General features: G+C 72.0%; 15 protein-coding genes. 9 read left to right on the top strand and 6 right to left on the bottom strand.

Annotation, left to right across the window (positions count from 1 at the left end; genetic code table 11):
* Positions 1-77 precede the first annotated feature (77 nt).
* A complete protein-coding gene (locus AC07A4_RS03130) occupies positions 78-1,010 on the top strand; it encodes a LysR family transcriptional regulator (RefSeq protein ID WP_478592110.1) in 933 nt (310 codons plus the stop codon).
* Positions 1,011-1,112: 102 nt separating this feature from the next.
* Here the strand turns inward: AC07A4_RS03130 and AC07A4_RS03125 are convergent, their stop codons facing one another.
* On the bottom strand, positions 1,113-1,565 hold the full coding sequence (locus tag AC07A4_RS03125; RefSeq protein WP_478592108.1) for a hypothetical protein: 453 nt from the start codon (positions 1,563-1,565) through the stop codon (positions 1,113-1,115).
* Between the two features lie 358 nt (positions 1,566-1,923).
* On the opposite strand from AC07A4_RS03125, the gene AC07A4_RS03120 reads away from it, so the two are divergent.
* Both AC07A4_RS03120 and AC07A4_RS03115 read left to right on the top strand, forming a co-directional pair.
* Entirely contained in the window at positions 1,924-2,169 is a 246-nt protein-coding gene (locus AC07A4_RS03120) for a helix-turn-helix transcriptional regulator (RefSeq protein ID WP_478592106.1), read from the top strand.
* Between the two features lie 3 nt (positions 2,170-2,172).
* Positions 2,173-2,727 (top strand): hypothetical protein, encoded by a 555-nt coding sequence (locus tag AC07A4_RS03115; protein ID WP_478592104.1) that lies wholly within the window; start codon positions 2,173-2,175, stop codon positions 2,725-2,727.
* Between the two features lie 20 nt (positions 2,728-2,747).
* On the opposite strand, the gene AC07A4_RS03110 is transcribed toward AC07A4_RS03115, so the two are convergent.
* On the bottom strand, positions 2,748-3,575 hold the full coding sequence (locus AC07A4_RS03110) for a hypothetical protein (protein ID WP_478592102.1): 828 nt from the start codon (positions 3,573-3,575) through the stop codon (positions 2,748-2,750).
* Positions 3,576-3,762: 187 nt separating this feature from the next.
* Here AC07A4_RS03110 and AC07A4_RS03105 point away from each other — a divergent pair, with 187 nt between their 5' ends.
* From AC07A4_RS03105 to AC07A4_RS03085, 5 genes are all read left to right on the top strand, one after another.
* Complete coding sequence (locus AC07A4_RS03105; RefSeq protein WP_478592100.1) at positions 3,763-5,292, top strand: aldehyde dehydrogenase family protein; 1,530 nt, start codon at positions 3,763-3,765, stop codon at positions 5,290-5,292.
* Between the two features lie 112 nt (positions 5,293-5,404).
* Positions 5,405-6,964 (top strand): GMC family oxidoreductase, encoded by a 1,560-nt coding sequence (locus AC07A4_RS03100; protein WP_478592097.1) that lies wholly within the window; start codon positions 5,405-5,407, stop codon positions 6,962-6,964.
* Positions 6,957-8,066: a quaternary amine ABC transporter ATP-binding protein gene (locus AC07A4_RS03095; protein WP_478592094.1), complete on the top strand. Its 1,110-nt coding sequence runs from the start codon at positions 6,957-6,959 to the stop codon at positions 8,064-8,066. Before AC07A4_RS03100 ends, AC07A4_RS03095 begins: the two co-directional genes overlap by 8 nt.
* On the top strand, positions 8,066-10,033 hold the full coding sequence (locus tag AC07A4_RS03090; RefSeq protein ID WP_478592091.1) for an ABC transporter permease: 1,968 nt from the start codon (positions 8,066-8,068) through the stop codon (positions 10,031-10,033). Before AC07A4_RS03095 ends, AC07A4_RS03090 begins: the two co-directional genes overlap by 1 nt.
* 1 nt (position 10,034) lies before the next feature.
* Positions 10,035-11,018, top strand: coding sequence for an ABC transporter substrate-binding protein (locus AC07A4_RS03085; protein ID WP_478592088.1), 984 nt, complete (start codon positions 10,035-10,037; stop codon positions 11,016-11,018).
* 154 nt (positions 11,019-11,172) lie between these two features.
* On the opposite strand, the gene AC07A4_RS03080 is transcribed toward AC07A4_RS03085, so the two are convergent.
* From AC07A4_RS03080 to AC07A4_RS03070, 3 genes are all read right to left on the bottom strand, one after another.
* On the bottom strand, positions 11,173-11,892 hold the full coding sequence (locus tag AC07A4_RS03080) for an isocitrate lyase/PEP mutase family protein (protein ID WP_478592085.1): 720 nt from the start codon (positions 11,890-11,892) through the stop codon (positions 11,173-11,175).
* Positions 11,889-12,341, bottom strand: coding sequence for a carboxymuconolactone decarboxylase family protein (locus AC07A4_RS03075; protein ID WP_478592082.1), 453 nt, complete (start codon positions 12,339-12,341; stop codon positions 11,889-11,891). The genes AC07A4_RS03080 and AC07A4_RS03075 overlap by 4 nt, the downstream gene beginning before the upstream one ends.
* A gap of 61 nt (positions 12,342-12,402) precedes the next feature.
* Positions 12,403-12,861, bottom strand: a complete 459-nt coding sequence (locus tag AC07A4_RS03070; RefSeq protein ID WP_478592905.1) for a carboxymuconolactone decarboxylase family protein — start codon at positions 12,859-12,861, stop codon at positions 12,403-12,405.
* Positions 12,862-12,995: 134 nt separating this feature from the next.
* Between AC07A4_RS03070 and pdxR the strand changes: the two genes are divergently transcribed.
* Positions 12,996-14,429, top strand: a complete 1,434-nt coding sequence (gene pdxR / locus AC07A4_RS03065) for a MocR-like pyridoxine biosynthesis transcription factor PdxR (RefSeq protein ID WP_478592079.1) — start codon at positions 12,996-12,998, stop codon at positions 14,427-14,429.
* Positions 14,430-14,717: 288 nt separating this feature from the next.
* On the opposite strand, the gene AC07A4_RS03060 is transcribed toward pdxR, so the two are convergent.
* Positions 14,718-15,470, bottom strand: a complete 753-nt coding sequence (locus AC07A4_RS03060) for an SDR family oxidoreductase (RefSeq protein WP_478592076.1) — start codon at positions 15,468-15,470, stop codon at positions 14,718-14,720.
* Positions 15,471-15,494: the final 24 nt, after the last annotated feature.

Genomic DNA, 15,494 nt, shown 5'->3' with positions numbered 1-15,494 from the left:
GCGGGGTGGTGGGGGATGCGTGGCCACCGTAGGCTCGCCCGGTACCTGCTTTCCAGTGCAACTTTCGCAAGGAGTGATTGCGTATGACGCAATCAGGCGATCCCCTCGCGCCGCGCCCCGACGTCGACCTGAATCTGCTGCTCGCCCTCGACGTCCTGCTCGACGAGCGCAGCGTGCGGGGTGCCGCGGCCCGGCTGCACCTGTCGGAACCCGCGACGAGCCGCACCCTGGGCCGCATCCGCAAGGCGCTCGGCGACCCGGTCCTGGTGCGGGCGGGCCGCCAGATGGTGCCCACGCCGTACGCGCTCGCGGTGCGGGCGGAGGTCAGCGCGGTGGTGGAGCGCGCCCGCGGCGTTTTCGCGGGCCCCGGCGCGCAGGACCTGCGCACCGTCGAGCGCACCCTGACGATCGTGGGCCAGGACGCGCTGGCCGCCGCCTACGCCCCGGAGCTCTTCGCCCGCGCGGCCGCGGAGGCGCCCGGGGTGCGGCTGCGGTTCCTCCAGGAGAGCCATGTGGACGCGCCGGTCCTGCGCGAGGGCGTCGCTGACCTGGAGGTCGGCGTGATCGACACGACCGCGCCCGAGGTGCGCGCCGAGCACTTCTACGACGACGTGATGGTCGCCGTCGTGCGCCCCGGACATCCGCTCCTGGAGGGGGAGATGACGGTCCGCAGATTCGCGGGGGCGGACCATCTGACGGTGTCGCGCAAGGGCCGGATGTCGGGGCCGCTGGACGCGGCGCTCGCCGAACGGGGGCTGCGGCGGCGGGTGGTGGGCACGGCGGGGACGTACCCCTCGTCGCTGTTCATCGTGCTGCACACGGACCTGGTCGGCCTCGCGGGCTCCTCCTGGGCCCGCCCCCTGACCGAGACCCTGGGCCTGGTGACCTTCCCCGTGCCGCTGGAACTCCCGCCCCTGAAGCTCGGGATGGCCTGGCATCCCCGCCACGACGCCGACCCGGCCCACGCGTGGCTGCGCGGGTGCGTGCGCGACGTGGTGCGGCGCGTGTGAGTACGTGTGAGTGCGGGCACGGGCCGGGCGCGGTACGTGCGCGGGCCCGGGCCGCCGTGCGGCGGTCCGGGCCGTTGGGTCCACGAGGAGGGGGTGGGCCGATCAGAACTGCGGCTGCTGCTGTTGGGTCATCGGTGACTGCTGCGGCTGCTGCTGCTGTTGCTGCGACTGGTGCTGGGACTGCTGGATGGCGCCCCTGGGCACCTCGATCTCCACGCCGCGGACCAGCATCCGGTCGTCATAGGCGACGCGGACGGCCTGGCCGGACTGGATCGCGATGACGACGGCCTGGATCGCGAAGTCGCTCGGGTCGAGCAGCTGCACGGGGCGCCCGTCGACCAGCAGGAGCATGGCGCGCTCGACGCCGGGGAACGGGACGATCGGGGCGCGGACGGCCTGCGCGTAGCCCACCTGGTACTGGCCCTGCGGCTGCGTGCCGGGCTGCTGGCCCAGCTGCTGGAGCAGGCCCTGGAACGGCTGCTGCTGGCCGAACTGCTGGAGCTGCTGCTGGAGCTGCGGGGGAATGAGCCCCGTGCTCTGCGGTGCGAACGTCATGCCTGTCCTTCCCTTCGCTCCGGTCTGTCTGGTCTCTCCGGTCTCCCGGCTTCGTTGGGGGTGGGGTGCCTCCGGTCGCCACCTTCGTACCGGGTGGTGGACCTGGGTAGCCGCACAACGCGACAAAACGGAGAGACGGGGTGAGGGTGTCGATACAAGACATGGTTCGCTTTTCACGGGCCGCCCGCCCCCGTCCGTACGAGGTCGGACGCGGGCCCCCGCGCCTGGCGCGGGGCGTCAACCCGGCTTCCGGACGATTCGCCTCCGGGCGTCCTGGCCGGGCGCCGTCCACGATCTCCGGCCGGAAAGTGGCCCTTCGCTGTTGCCCGTCTGCTGAGGAATGTAGTACTTCTTATACATGAGCGAGCAAGTCCACAACAGGCTGGCCGTGGTGCGCGCCGAGCGAAAGGTGTCGCGCCAGAGCCTGGCCGAGGCCGTGGGCGTCCACTACCAGACCATCGGCTACATCGAGCGCGGGCAGTACAACCCGAGCCTCGACCTCGCCCTGAAGATCGCGAAGTACTTCGGGCTGCCCGTCGAGGCGCTGTTCGCCCTTGAGCCGTTCCGCCCGCTCACGGACCAGCTGTACGGGAGGGACCAGTAAGTCATGGAGCGCCAGGAGCAGTTGACCGCGTACGACCGCCGCATGCACGCCCTGATGAACCGCACGGAGGGCGCGCCCCTGTATCGCACGGCGGCCCGCCGCCGCGCCGCCGTGTGCGCCCACATCGCCCTGACCGCGGGCGCCGTCGCCGCCTGGCTCGGCCTGGTCGTGGGCGACGCGGCCTGGTCGGGGTATGTGATGTTCGGCCTGATGTTCCCCTGGAGCGTGGCCACCGGGGTCATCAACGGCGCCACCCGCGGCCTCCTCGAACTGCGCCCCCGCGCCCTCGACGAGCGCCAGCGCGCCGAGCGGGACCGGGTGCGGGCCCGCGCCCACCAGATCATGACCTGGCTGCTGCTCGCGGCCGTGGCCGGCACGGGCGTCGCCGGGTTCGCGGGCGCGGACGTCAAGGCGCTGGTCTTCCAGGTGATGTTCTGCGCCTTCGTCACGCACTGGCTGATGCCGCTGTGGGTGGCGGGCCTGTCCGCGCGGGACGAGCCCGCGGAGGACTTCGCGGACGACGCGGACGACTGCGCGGACGGCCTCGTCGTCGCCTAGGGCCCGAGCGGTCCCTCACGTCACGTGCGTCCCAGCTGCTCCTGCAGCTTCCCGATGTCCACGGACTCGCCGGCTGACGGCGTCTTCGTGGGCACCGGCTTGTCGTAGTCCGAGAACGTCGTCGTCTGGTCCGTGTCGCTGTCCTTCTCCGTCGCGCGGATCGGGTACGGGGTGCCTTCGGAGGCCACGTACAGCGTTTTGTCCGTGCCGTCCTCGGTGCCTGTCAGCGGGATGACCTTCGTGCCCGCGACCGTCGTCTCGGCGCCCTTCTTCAAGTTCTTCACGTCACCGGAGTCGTCGGAGTCATCGGAGCCGTCGCTGTCGCTGGCGTCCTCGTTCACGTTCCGCTGGAGCTCCTTGAGGTCGCACACCTCGGCGAGGTCCTTGAGCATCGCGTCATTCGTGGTGCCGTGCAGATAGCGGCCCTTGAACAGCTCGGCCGCCGCCGCGCCCTGGCCCTGGGGGACCTGGTTGCGCCAGAACGCCTCGTCGGGCTTGAGCCACACCTTGTCGCCGCGTTTGACCAGGTCGGCCGTGCCGCCCTCGCGCGCGAAGGTGAGGGTGCCCGCGCAGTTGCCGTCGCGGTCCAGGGTGAGGTCCATGGTGGCCGGGTCGTCCTTCTCGGCGTCCGGGCTCTTGTCCTCCAGCTTGACGCGCACGGACGTGGCGTCGAGCAGCGCCTGCTTCGCCTTGTCCGAGATCTCCTGGGCGCTGAGGTCCGCGGTCTTGTCCTTGTCGCTGTCCTTGCCCTTGCTCTTGCCGCCGTCGCCGTCGTCCGACGAACACGCGGGGACGAACAGCGCCAGGGCCGCCGTGGCGCAGACCGCGGTCGCGGTCCGTGTCCGCATACGGGACATTCGACTCATCACGTCACCTCCGGTGACAGAACGTGCTTCGAGCGTACGTTCCACCCCGTATACCCGCACACGCAGTGACACAGCGCACCTTCGGCCACTGATTGCGCATGGATCTTCGAGGCCAGGGCAGGTGCACCCGGCTACCACGAGTGATCAGGTGGGGCAATCAGGGCAGAACATGCCAGGAACGGAAGGCAACAGGGACGTGTCCGCACAACAGACCATCCACGTCGGCGGCGAATGGCGCGTGGCCGTGTCCGGCGCCACGCGCGAGATCCTCGACCCCGCGGACGGCAAGCCCTTCGCGCTGATCGCCGAGGGCGGCGCCGAGGACGCGGACGCCGCGATCGCCGCCGCGCGCCGCGCCTTCGACGAGGGCCCCTGGCCCGCCACGCCCGTCGCCGAGCGCGCCGCGCTCCTGCGCCGCGTCGCCGACCTGCTGGTGCGCGACCGCGAGGAGATCGGGCTCCTGGAGAGCCGCGACGCGGGCAAGACCCTCGAAGAGGGCCGGGTCGACGTCGACTGCGTCGCCGACGCCTTCCGGTACTTCGCCGACCTCGTGATCGGCGAGGGCGCGGGCCGCGTCGTCGACGCCGGGTCCGACGACATCCACAGCGTCGTCGTGCACGAGCCTGTCGGCGTCTGCTCGATGATCACGCCCTGGAACTATCCGCTGCTCCAGGCCAGCTGGAAGATCGCGCCCGCCCTCGCGGCCGGGAACACCTTCGTCATCAAGCCCAGCGAGATCACCCCGCTCACGACGGTCGCGCTCATCGAGCTGCTCGTCGAGGCCGGTCTGCCCGAGGGCGTCGCCAACATCGTCACCGGGCCCGGCCACACCGTCGGCGCCCGCCTCGCCGACCACCCCGACGTGGACCTGGTGTCCTTCACCGGCGGACTCGTCTCCGGCACCAAGGTCGCCCAGGCCGCCGCCCTCGGCGTGAAGAAGGTCGCCCTCGAACTCGGCGGCAAGAACCCGAACGTCGTCTTCGCCGACGCCTGCGCCACCGACGAGGCCTTCGACACGGCCGTCGACCAGGCCCTGAACGCCGCGTTCATCCACAGCGGCCAGGTCTGCTCCGCGGGCGGCCGCCTCATCGTCGAGGAGTCGGTGCGCGAGCGCTTCGTGGCCGAACTCGCCCGCCGCGCCGAGAAGATCAAGCTCGGCCGCGGCACCGAGGACGGCGTCGAGTGCGGCCCGCTCGTCTCCGCGCAGCAGCGCGAGAAGACCGAGGGGTACGTGGCCTCCGCGCTCGCGGAGGGCGCGGTGCTCCGCTGCGGCGGCAAGCGGCCCGAGCCCTCCGCCGCCCGGCCCGCCACCGGCTACTTCTACGAGCCGACCGTCCTCGACCAGTGCCACCGCGAGATGAAGGTGGTCCGCGAGGAGGTCTTCGGCCCGGTCCTGACCGTGGAGACCTTCCGCACCGAGGACGAGGCCGTGGCCCTCGCCAACGACACCGAGTACGGCCTCGCGGGCGCCGTGTGGACCGCCGACGCCGGGCGCGCCCGCCGCATGGCCCGCCGCATGCGCCACGGCACCATCTGGATCAACGACTTCCACCCCTACCTGCCGCAGGCGGAATGGGGCGGCTTCGGCAAGAGCGGCGTCGGCCGCGAGCTGGGCCCGGCCGGGCTCGCCGAGTACCGCGAGGCCAAGCACGTGTACCAGAACCTGGCGCCCGCGCCGGTCCGCTGGTTCAAGGGCTGACCCCCGCCAGCACCAGCCCCCCCAGGGCCCGCGGCCCCGCACCCGAACACCCGCTTACGCACGACCCCCTTTACGCGCAAGCACCTTGGCAGCGACGAGGAGCAGTACCCCCATGACTGGAACGCCTGAGAACCCCGAGGCAACGGCCGAGTTCGACTACGTGATCGTCGGCGGCGGCACCGCAGGATCGGTGATCGCCTCACGGCTCACCGAGAACCCCGACGTCACCGTCGCCGTGATCGAGGGCGGCCCGAGCGACATCGACCGCGAGGACGTCCTGACGCTGCGCAAGTGGCTCGGCCTGCTCGGCGGCGAGCTCGACTACGAGTACACGACGACCGAACAGCCGCGCGGCAACTCGCACATCCTGCACAGCCGCGCCAAGGTCCTCGGCGGCTGCTCCTCGCACAACACGCTGATCTCGTTCAAGCCGCTGCCGTCCGACTGGGACGAGTGGGAGGCCGCGGGCGCCACCGGCTGGAACGCCCAGGCGATGGACCCGTACTACGGCAAGCTGCGCAACAACGTGGTGCGCGTCGCCAAGAAGGACCAGAACCAGATCGCGAGCGACTGGATCGAGGCCGTCAAGGAGGCCCTCGACGTCCCCGAGGTCGTCGGCTTCAACGACCGGCCCTTCGACGAGGGCGTCGGCTTCTTCGACCTGGCGTACCACCCGGAGAACAACAAGCGCTCCTCGGCGTCCGTCGCCTACCTCCACCCGCACATGGAGGCCGGTGACCGCCCGAACCTCCACCTGTTCCTGGAGACCTGGGCCTACCGCCTGGAACTCGAAGGCACGACCGCGCGCGGCGTCCACGTGCGCGCCAAGGACGGCGCCGAGAAGCTGCTCACCGCCCGCCGCGAGGTGCTCGTCTGCGCGGGCGCCGTGGACACCCCGCGCCTGCTCCTGCACTCGGGCATCGGCCCGAAGGCGGACCTGGAGGCCCTCGGCATCCCGGTCGTCCACGACCTGCCGGGCGTCGGTGAGAACCTCATCGACCACCCCGAGTCCGTCATCGTCTGGGAGACCAACGGGCCGATCCCCGGCAACTCCGCGATGGACTCCGACGCGGGCCTGTTCGTGAAGCGGGACCCGGCCCACAAGGGCCCGGACCTGATGTTCCACTTCTACCAGATCCCCTTCACCGACAACCCCGAGCGCCTGGGCTACGAACGCCCCGAGCACGGCGTGTCGATGACCCCGAACATCCCCAAGTCCCGCGCCCGCGGCCGCCTCTACCTCACCTCGGCCGACCCCGAGGTCAAGCCCGCCCTGGACTTCAGGTACTTCGAGGACGAGGGCGACTACGACGGGCGGACCCTCGTCGACGGGATCAAGCTGGCCCGCAAGGTCGCCGAGGCCGAGCCGTTCAGGAAGTGGCTCAAGCGCGAGGTCTTCCCCGGCCCGGGCATCACCGACGACGCCGAGATCGGCGAGTTGGTGCGCAAGGCCGCACACACCGTCTACCACCCTGCGGGAACCTGCCGAATGGGTGCTTCCACTGATGAACTTGCCGTCGTCGACCCGGATTTGAAGATCCGCGGCCTCGATGGAATCCGTATCGCGGACGCATCCGTCTTCCCGACGATGCCCGCCGTGAACCCGATGATCGGAGTGCTCATGGTCGGGGAGAAATGTGCCGAGCTGCTGGGGGGTGACGCCCGTGAGTGAGGCCGTCACCGCCACCGCCGCCACCACCACCGACACCGCGTCCGGGGCGCCCGTCTTCGCCGTCGAGAACCTGTGGAAGGTCTTCGGCCCCAAGTGCGAGCGGGTCCCGGGCGATCCGGAGCTGACCTCCCTCACGCCCGCCGAGCTGCGCGAGCGCACCGGCTGCACCGCCGCCGTGCGGGACGTGTCCTTCGAGGTCAACAAGGGCGAGGTCTTCGTCGTCATGGGCCTGTCCGGCTCCGGCAAGTCCACGCTCGTGCGCTGTCTGACCCGCCTCATCGAGCCGACGGCGGGCTCCGTCGCCATCGACGGCGAGGACGTCCTCGCGATGGACAAGAACCGCCTGCGCGAGCTGCGCCGCCACCGCGCCTCCATGGTCTTCCAGCACTTCGGCCTGCTTCCGCACCGCACGGTCCTCGACAACGTCGCCTACGGCCTGGAGATCCAGGGCGTCTCCAGGGCCGAACGCCGCGAGCGGGCCGCCGAGGTCGTCGCCAAGGTGGGCCTCGAAGGCCTGGAGCAGCGCAAGCCCGGCCAGCTCTCCGGCGGCCAGCAGCAGCGCGTCGGCCTCGCCCGCGCCCTCGCCGCCGACCCCGAAGTCCTCCTGTTCGACGAGCCGTTCAGCGCCCTCGACCCGCTGATCCGCCGCGACATGCAGGAGGAGGTCGTGCGCCTGCACCGCGAGGAGGGCCGCACGATGGTCTTCATCACCCACGACCTCAGCGAGGCGCTCAAGCTCGGCGACCGCATCGCGCTGATGCGCGACGGCCGCGTCGTCCAGCTCGGCACGCCCGAGGAGATCGTCGGCTCCCCGGCCGACGACTACGTCCGCGACTTCGTCCGGGACGTGCCGCGCGAGCAGGTCATCACGGTCCGCAGCGCCATGCGCCCCCTCGACCCCGAATCGGAGCAGGACGGGCGCGGCCCCGCGGTCGCCCCCGACGCCACCGTGTCCGAGGCCATCGAGGCCGTCGCCCGCTCCGGCTTCCCCGCCCGCGTCATGGACGAGGGCCGCTGCCTCGGCGTCGTCGACCAGGAGCACCTGCTCGGCGTGGTCGCGGGCGTGCCCGCGCGGCGCGCGGCCGGCGAGGGGGTCAAGTAATGGCCACCGCCACCGCCTCCACTCCCGTACGAGATACCGGCGTCGGGGCCCTGCTCCGCCACCGCGCCGTCACCAAGCTCCTGCTGCTCGCTGTCGTCGCGGCGGTCGCCGTCCCGATCGTCAACGCCAAGTGGGCCTCCGGCGCCTGGCCGGACGCGCTCACCGTCGACCTGTCCGAGCCGCTCGGCAAGGCCAGCGACTGGATCATCGACAACCGCGACAGCCACCCGCTGTTCACGTACTTCCTCGGGCACGTCTCCAACGCCGTCGTCCTGTCCGTGCGCGGCGTCTACCTGGTGCTTCTCGCGGCGGGCTGGGCGGGCGTCACGGCCGCCGCCGGGGTCATCGCCTGGCGCGTGGCGGGCGCGCGGCTCGCCGTGACGGCGGCCGCCGCCTTCGGGATCTGCGGTCTGCTCGGCATGTGGGTGCCGACGATGCAGACGCTGGCCCTGATGACCGTCGCGGTCCTGGCGTCCGTGCTCCTCGGTCTGGCGCTCGGCCTCGCCGCCGGTCTCAACGACCGGATCTTCCGCATGATGCGCCCGGTCCTCGACACCATGCAGGTCCTCCCGGCCTTCGCCTATCTCCTGCCGGTCGTCCTGGTCTTCGGCATCGGCGTGCCCGCCGCCGTCTTCGCGACGGTCGTGTACGCGGCTCCGCCGATGGCCCGCCTCACCGCGCTCGGCCTGCGCGGCGCCGACGGCGGCGTGATGGAGGCCGTGGCCTCGCTCGGCGCGACCGGCCGCCAGCGGCTGCTCTCCGCGCGCCTTCCGCTGGCCCGCAAGGAGCTCCTCCTCGGCCTCAACCAGACGATCATGATGGCGCTCTCCATGGCCGTCATCGCCTCCGTCATCGGCGCGGGCGGCCTCGGTGACCGCGTCTACCAGGCGCTCGCCTCCGTCGACGTGGGCCAGGCCCTCGCCGCGGGCATCCCGATCGTGCTGCTCGCCGTGGTCCTGGACCGCGTCACGGGCGCGGCGGGCGAACGCCTGGGCGCGCACGCGGTGGACACCTCACCGCTCCGGGGCTGGCGCGGCTGGTCCCTGGCCGCCGCCGTGGCCCTCGCCGCCGCGCTCGCCACCCGGTTCGCCGACCGCCTGGAGTGGCCGACGAGCTGGGTCGTGCAGATCGCCGAGCCGGTGAACACCGCCAAGGACTGGATGGTCGACCACCTGTACACGGGCGTGCCCGTGGTGGGCGGCACCGCCGACTGGGCCGCGCACTTCACGACGTACGTACTCGACCCCGTGCGCGACGGCCTCCAGGGCCTGCCCTGGTGGTCGCTGCTCCTCATCGTCGCGGCCCTCGCCTGGGTGATCGGCACCTGGCAGACCGCCCTCACGGCCGTCCTCGCGATGGCGGCGATCGGCGTGCTCGACGTGTGGAACGCCTCCCTCGACACGCTCTCGCAGGTCCTCGCGGGCGTCGCCGTGACCCTGGTCCTCGGCTTCGCGATCGGCGTGGCGGCCTCCCGCAGCCGACGCCTCGAACGCGCCCTCCGCCCGGTCCTCGACGTCTTCCAGACGATGCCGCAGTTCGTCTACCTGATCCCGGTCGTCGCGCTCTTCGGCGTCGGCCGCGCCCCCGCGGTCTTCGCCGCCGTCGTGTACGCGCTGCCCGCCGTCGTCCGCATCACCACGCAGGGCCTCAGGCAGGTCAGCCCCGCCGCGATGGAGTCCGCGAAGTCCCTGGGCGCCACCAACTGGCAGGTCCTGCGCCAGGTCCAGCTGCCGCTCGCCCGCCCGGCGCTGCTCCTCGCCCTCAACCAGGGCGTCGTGCTCGTCCTCGCCGTCGTCGTCATCGGCGGTCTGGTCGGCGGCGGCGCGCTCGGCTACGACGTCCTCGCCGGGCTCGCCCGCGGTGACCTGGCGACCGGCCTGGTCGGCGGCATCGCGATCGTCTGCCTCGGCCTGATGCTGGACCGGGTCACGCAGCCGACGGAACGCCGCGCGAAGAAGGGAGCCTGACATGGGTACGCGTACGACACGTACGACGTGTACGCGCGTCATCGCCTCGGTCGGCGCGGGCGCGGCCCTGCTCGCCCTCTCCGGCTGCGGCAAGGCCGACATGAGCAAGCAGGCGTCCCCGTACGCGAACGCGGCGGGCGCCAAGACCGTGACGCTGTCCGTGCAGTCCTGGGTGGGCGCGCAGGCCGACGTCGCCGTCGCCGAGTACGTGCTCAAGCACGAGCTCGGCTACCGCGTCGACAAGGTCCAGATCGACGAGATCCCGGCCTGGGACGCGCTCAGCCAGGGCCGCGTCGACGCGATCATGGAGGACTGGGGCCACCCGGACCAGGAACAGCGCTACATCAAGGACAAGAAGACGATCGTCCCCGGCGGCGACGTCGGCGTCACCGGCCACATCGGCTGGTACGTCCCCACGTACTTCGCGAAGAAGCACCCCGACGTCACCGACTGGAAGAACCTCAACAAGTACGCGAAGGACTTCCGCACCCCCGAGTCCGGCGGCAAGGGCCAGCTCATGGACGGCTCCCCGTCCTACGTCACCAACGACAAGGCCCTCGTCGAGAACCTCGACCTGGACTACAAGGTCGTCTTCGCGGGCTCCGAGGCGGCCCAGATCACCCAGATCGAACAGTTCGCCAAGCAGAAGAAGCCGTTCCTGACCTACTGGTACAAGCCCCAGTGGCTGTTCAAGAAGGTCCCCATGACGGAGGTCAAGCTGCCCGCCTACAAGGAGGGCTGCGACGCCGACCCCGCCGCGATCAAGTGCGCCTATCCGCACACGCCCCTCCAGAAGTATTTCAACGCGGACTTCGCGAAGAACGGGGGCGCGGCGGCGGCCTTCCTGAAGCGCTTCAAGTGGTCGGAGGCCGACCAGAACGAGGTCTCCCTGATGATCGCGGACAAGAAGATGTCCCCCGAGGACGCGGCGGAGCGCTGGCTCGCGGATAACGAGGCCAAGTGGAGGGCGTGGCTGCCGAAGTAGCCCGCACCCCGTATCGGCGCTCCGCGCCTCGTCCTCAAACGCCGGACGGGCTGGAACCACCGGTAGGTTCTAGCCCCTCCGGCGTTTGAGGAGCGGGGTCTGGGGCGGAGCCCCCGTTCGGGAAGGGGCGGGTCTGGGGCGTCCCACGCGGGCCCTAGCGCAGCTGTCGCGCCATGTCCCCCAGCGCCGCCATGGCCCGCCGGTGCAGCCCAGGCCCGAACGTGACCCGGGTCGCGCCGAGTTCCCCGAGCTCCCGGGGCGAGGCCCCACCGGTCACCGCGAGAGCGTTCAGCGGCGCCCCAATCGCGGAGCGCAACGCGGGCAACACCTCCACCGGCGCCTTGATCACGTACACGCAGTCCGCCCCGGCCTCGACGTACAGCCGCCCCCGCGCCACGGTCTCCTCGAAGTCCGCGACCCCTCGCAGATACGTGTCGACGCGCGCGTTGACGAACAGCTCGCGCCCGGCCACCTCCCGCACCGCCGCGAGGTAGTCGGCCTGTTCCCGGGAGTTCTTCAGGCTCCCGGCGGCCGAGGAGTCCTCCAGGTTGCACCCCACGACCCCGGCGTCGAGCAGCCGCCCCACCAGCTTGCGCGCGGGCAGCCCGTACCCGTCCTCGACGTCCGCGCTGACCGGCACGGACACGGCCCGCGCGATGCGCCCGACGGCCTCGAACATCTCGCGCGGCGGCACGGAGCCGTCGGCGTATCCGAGGGCGGCGGCGACGCCCGCGCTGGGCGTGGCGAGGGCCGGGTGCCCGGCCTCCTCGAAGACGCGGGCGCTGGCCGCGTCCCACGGCCCCGGCAGGACGAGCGGGTCGTCGGGTGCCCGGTCGCGGTGCAGGGCGCCGAAGGCCTCGGCGGTGGCGGTCACGCGTGCGCCCCGGGCTGGTAGGTGGGCGGGTTGCGGATGCTGACGTTGATCCGGTTCCAGGCGTTGATGATGGTGATCATCGAGATGAGCTGGCCGAGTTCGGCCTCGTCGAAGTGGGCGGCGGCCCGCTCGTACACGGCGTCCGGCACGAACCCGTCGGTCAGGACGGTGATCGCCTCCGTCAGGGCGAGCGCGGCCCGCTCCCGCTCGGTGTAGTGGTCCGCCGCCTCCTCCCAGGAGTTGAGGAAGTAGATCCGCTCGTCGGTCTCGCCCGCGATGCGCGCGTCCTTGATGTGCATGTCGATGCAGTACGCGCAGTGGTTGATCTGCGAGGCCCGGATCATCATCAGATGCTTGAGGTGGACGTCCATGCCCTTGGCGGCGGCGTTGTTGGCCTCCAGGAGGGCGTTGAAGACGGCGAGTTGGATCTTGGCTCCGCGATTGCTCATGGAATGTCAGCTCCTACGGGTAGTACGGGTAGTACAGGTAGTACGGGTGGTACGGGGGACGTCAGTCGGCCGGGCGGTGGGCGGTGGAGCCCGGGGTGTAGTGGCCGGGGACCATGCGGCTGGTCACGGCGAAGCGGTTCCAGCCGTTGATGAGGGTGATCGCCGCGATCAGATGGGCCAGTTCGGTGTCGTCGAAGTGGGCGGCGGCGCGCGCGTACACCTCGTCGGGGACGAAGCCGTCGGTGAGCACGGTGACGGCCTCGGTGAGCTCGATCGCCGCGATCTCCCTGGCGGTGTAGAAGTGCCTGGACTCCTCCCACGTGCTGAGCTGCACGATCCGCTCGACGCTCTCGCCCGCGGCGAGGGCGTCCTTGGTGTGCATGTCGAGGCAGAACGCGCAGTGGTTGATCTGCGAGGCGCGGATCTGCACCAGTTCGAAGATCACCGGATCGACGCCGTTCTTCGCGGCCGCGGCGAGCCGGATCATGGCTTTGTACGCCTCTGGGGCATGCTCGGCCATGTTGAGGCGGGGAGTGTGCTCGGGGAGGCGGTCGTCGGAGCCGCGGTGCGGGGGAGCGGCGGATGTCTGCGGTGTCGTGGTGGCCATGTCCTCGAACCTACGCTTCGATTAGCCCACCGGTATGGTCCATTCCCATGGAAGAATCGTGGGCCACTTCGGCGGGTGACGACGCGTCCGGCACGGGTGGCTGGAGCGTTGACCTGCATCTGGACGCGGCCGGCGCGGGGCCGCGCGCCGGGGTGCGCAAGAGCCTGACCGACGCGCTGCGCGAGGCGGTGCGCGGCGGCCGCCTCGCCCCCGGCACCCGCCTGCCCTCGTCCCGTACGCTCGCCGCCGACCTCGGCGTCGCCCGCAACACGGTCGCCGACGCGTACGCCGACCTCGTCGCGGAGGGCTGGCTCACCGCCCGCCAGGGCTCGGGCACGCGGGTCGCGGAGCGGGCCGTGCCGCGCCCGGCGGCGCCCGCCCGCCCCCGGCGCACCGGCGGCGCCCTCCGCTACGACCTGATGCCCGGCACCCCCGACGTGACGTCGTTCCCGCGCGCGGAGTGGCTGAAGGCGGCCCGCCGCGCGCTCGCCGCGGCCCCCGACGACGCGTTCGGCTACGGCGATCCGCGGGGCCGCGTGGAGCTGCGCACGGCGCTCGCCGCGTACCTCTCCCGCGCTCGCGGCGTGCACGCCGACCCCGACCGGATCGTCGTCGTACCGGGTTTCATGCACGGTCTGACCCTCCTGTCCGGACTGCTCTCCGCGCGCGGGGTGCGCCGGATCGCCGTCGAGTCGTACGGCCTCGATCTGCACTGGGACCGGCTCGCGGGCGCGGGCCTGCGCACGGTGCCGCTCGGCGTCGACGCGCTCGGCACGCGCACGGACGGCCTCGACGGGCACCGGGCGCTGCTCGTCACCCCCGCGCACCAGTTCCCGACGGGCGTGCCGCTGCACCCCGACCGGCGGGCGGCGGCCGTCGACTGGGCCCGGAGTGTGGACGGCCTGATCCTGGAGGACGACTACGACGGCGAGTTCCGCTACGACCGCCAGCCCGTCGGCGCGCTCCAGGGCCTGGACCCCGACCACGTCGTCTACCTCGGTACGGCGAGCAAGTCCCTGGCCCCCGGGCTCCGCCTGGCGTGGATGGTGCTCCCGGCGGCGCTCGCCTCCGAGGCCGCCGAGCTGAAGTACGCGGCCGGTGCCTCGAACGGGGTCCTCGACCAGCTGACGCTCGCGGAGTTCCTGACGTCCGGCGCGTACGACCGGCATGTGCGCGCGGCGCGGCTGCGGTACCGGCGCCGCCGGGACCAGTTGGTCGCCGCCGTCGCCGAGAGCGCGCCCGAGGTCCAGGTCACCGGCATCGCGGCGGGGCTGCACGCGGTGCTCCAACTGCCGCCCGGTACCGAGGAGTCGGTGGTCCAGGCGGCGAGCTGGCAGCGCCTTGGCCTGCAGGGCCTGTCCCGCTTCCGCCACCCGGAGGCGACGGCTCCGCGCCGGGACGGCCTGGTCGTCGGCTACGCCACGCCCCCCGACCACGCCTGGCCCCCCGCCCTCGCGGCCCTGACCCGGGCCCTCCCCTGACCCCGTGTCCTCAAGCGCCGGACGGGCTATCTCCCACCCGCCCACCCTTACACCTGCGGCTGCAACCGCACCCCCCGACCTAGCGGCTCGCGCGTGGGTGGGTGGGAAAAACAGCCGGAGCAAGCGACGGTTTCAGCCCGTCCGGCGTTTGAGGACAAGCGCGAAGCGCGGTGATTCAGCCCGTCCGGCGTTTGAGGACGAGGCGCGGAGCGCCGAAAGGCTGTGAGCGGGCCCCGAGGGCAGCCGCCCCGGAGCGGGAAGGGGTGGGCCTGGGGCGCGCCGCGAGGCCTACCCCCGGCCCCCCTCCGCCACCAGCCACTCCTCAAACGTCGTCGGCACGATCCGCGCCCCCGCGCCAGGCAGCAACACATCCCCCGCCATCCCCGGCCCGAACACCCCCGACCACGTGGGCACCAGCGAAACCACCCGCCCCCGCGCCTGGTGCGTACGCCGCGCCATGTCCACGAGATCCTGCGTCCCGGGCCCGGCCACATCGGCGTACCGCCCCTGAGGCGCCCCCGCCACGACCTCCGCGAGCACATCGGCGACATCCCCGGGCGCGACCGGCTGCACGAGCAGCGGCGCGACGGTGGCGACCCCGTCCCGCTCGGTCCAGCCGGCGACCATCGCGGCGAAGTCGTGGAACTGGGTGAACGGGACGATGGTCCACGGCACCGGCCCCGCCTCCACGAGGCGCTCCTGCTCGCGCTTGCCCGCGTAGTGGGCGTTGCCCTCGATGCCGTGGATGCCCACGATCGAGAGCAGCACGTGGTGCCGGACCCCGGCCCGCTCCCCGGCGGCGAGCAGCTGGCGCGTGGTGGCGCCGAAGAACGCGACGGTCTCGGCGGGGTCGGTGGCCGTGCAGTTGGTGGTGTCGACGACGGCGTCCACCCCGGCGAGGGCGGCGTCGAGGCCTTCCCCGCTGACCAGGTCCACGCCGAGCGACCGGCTGATCCGTACGACGTCGTGCCCGGCCTTCTCCAGCGCGGTGGCGGTGCGGGCCCCGATGTTCCCGGTGGCTCCGGCGACGGCGATGCGCATGACGTACCCCTCCACATGAGTCTG

Source organism: Streptomyces sp. NPDC043996 (assembly GCF_056435225.1).
This window is presented reverse-complemented; position numbering and strand designations above follow the sequence as displayed.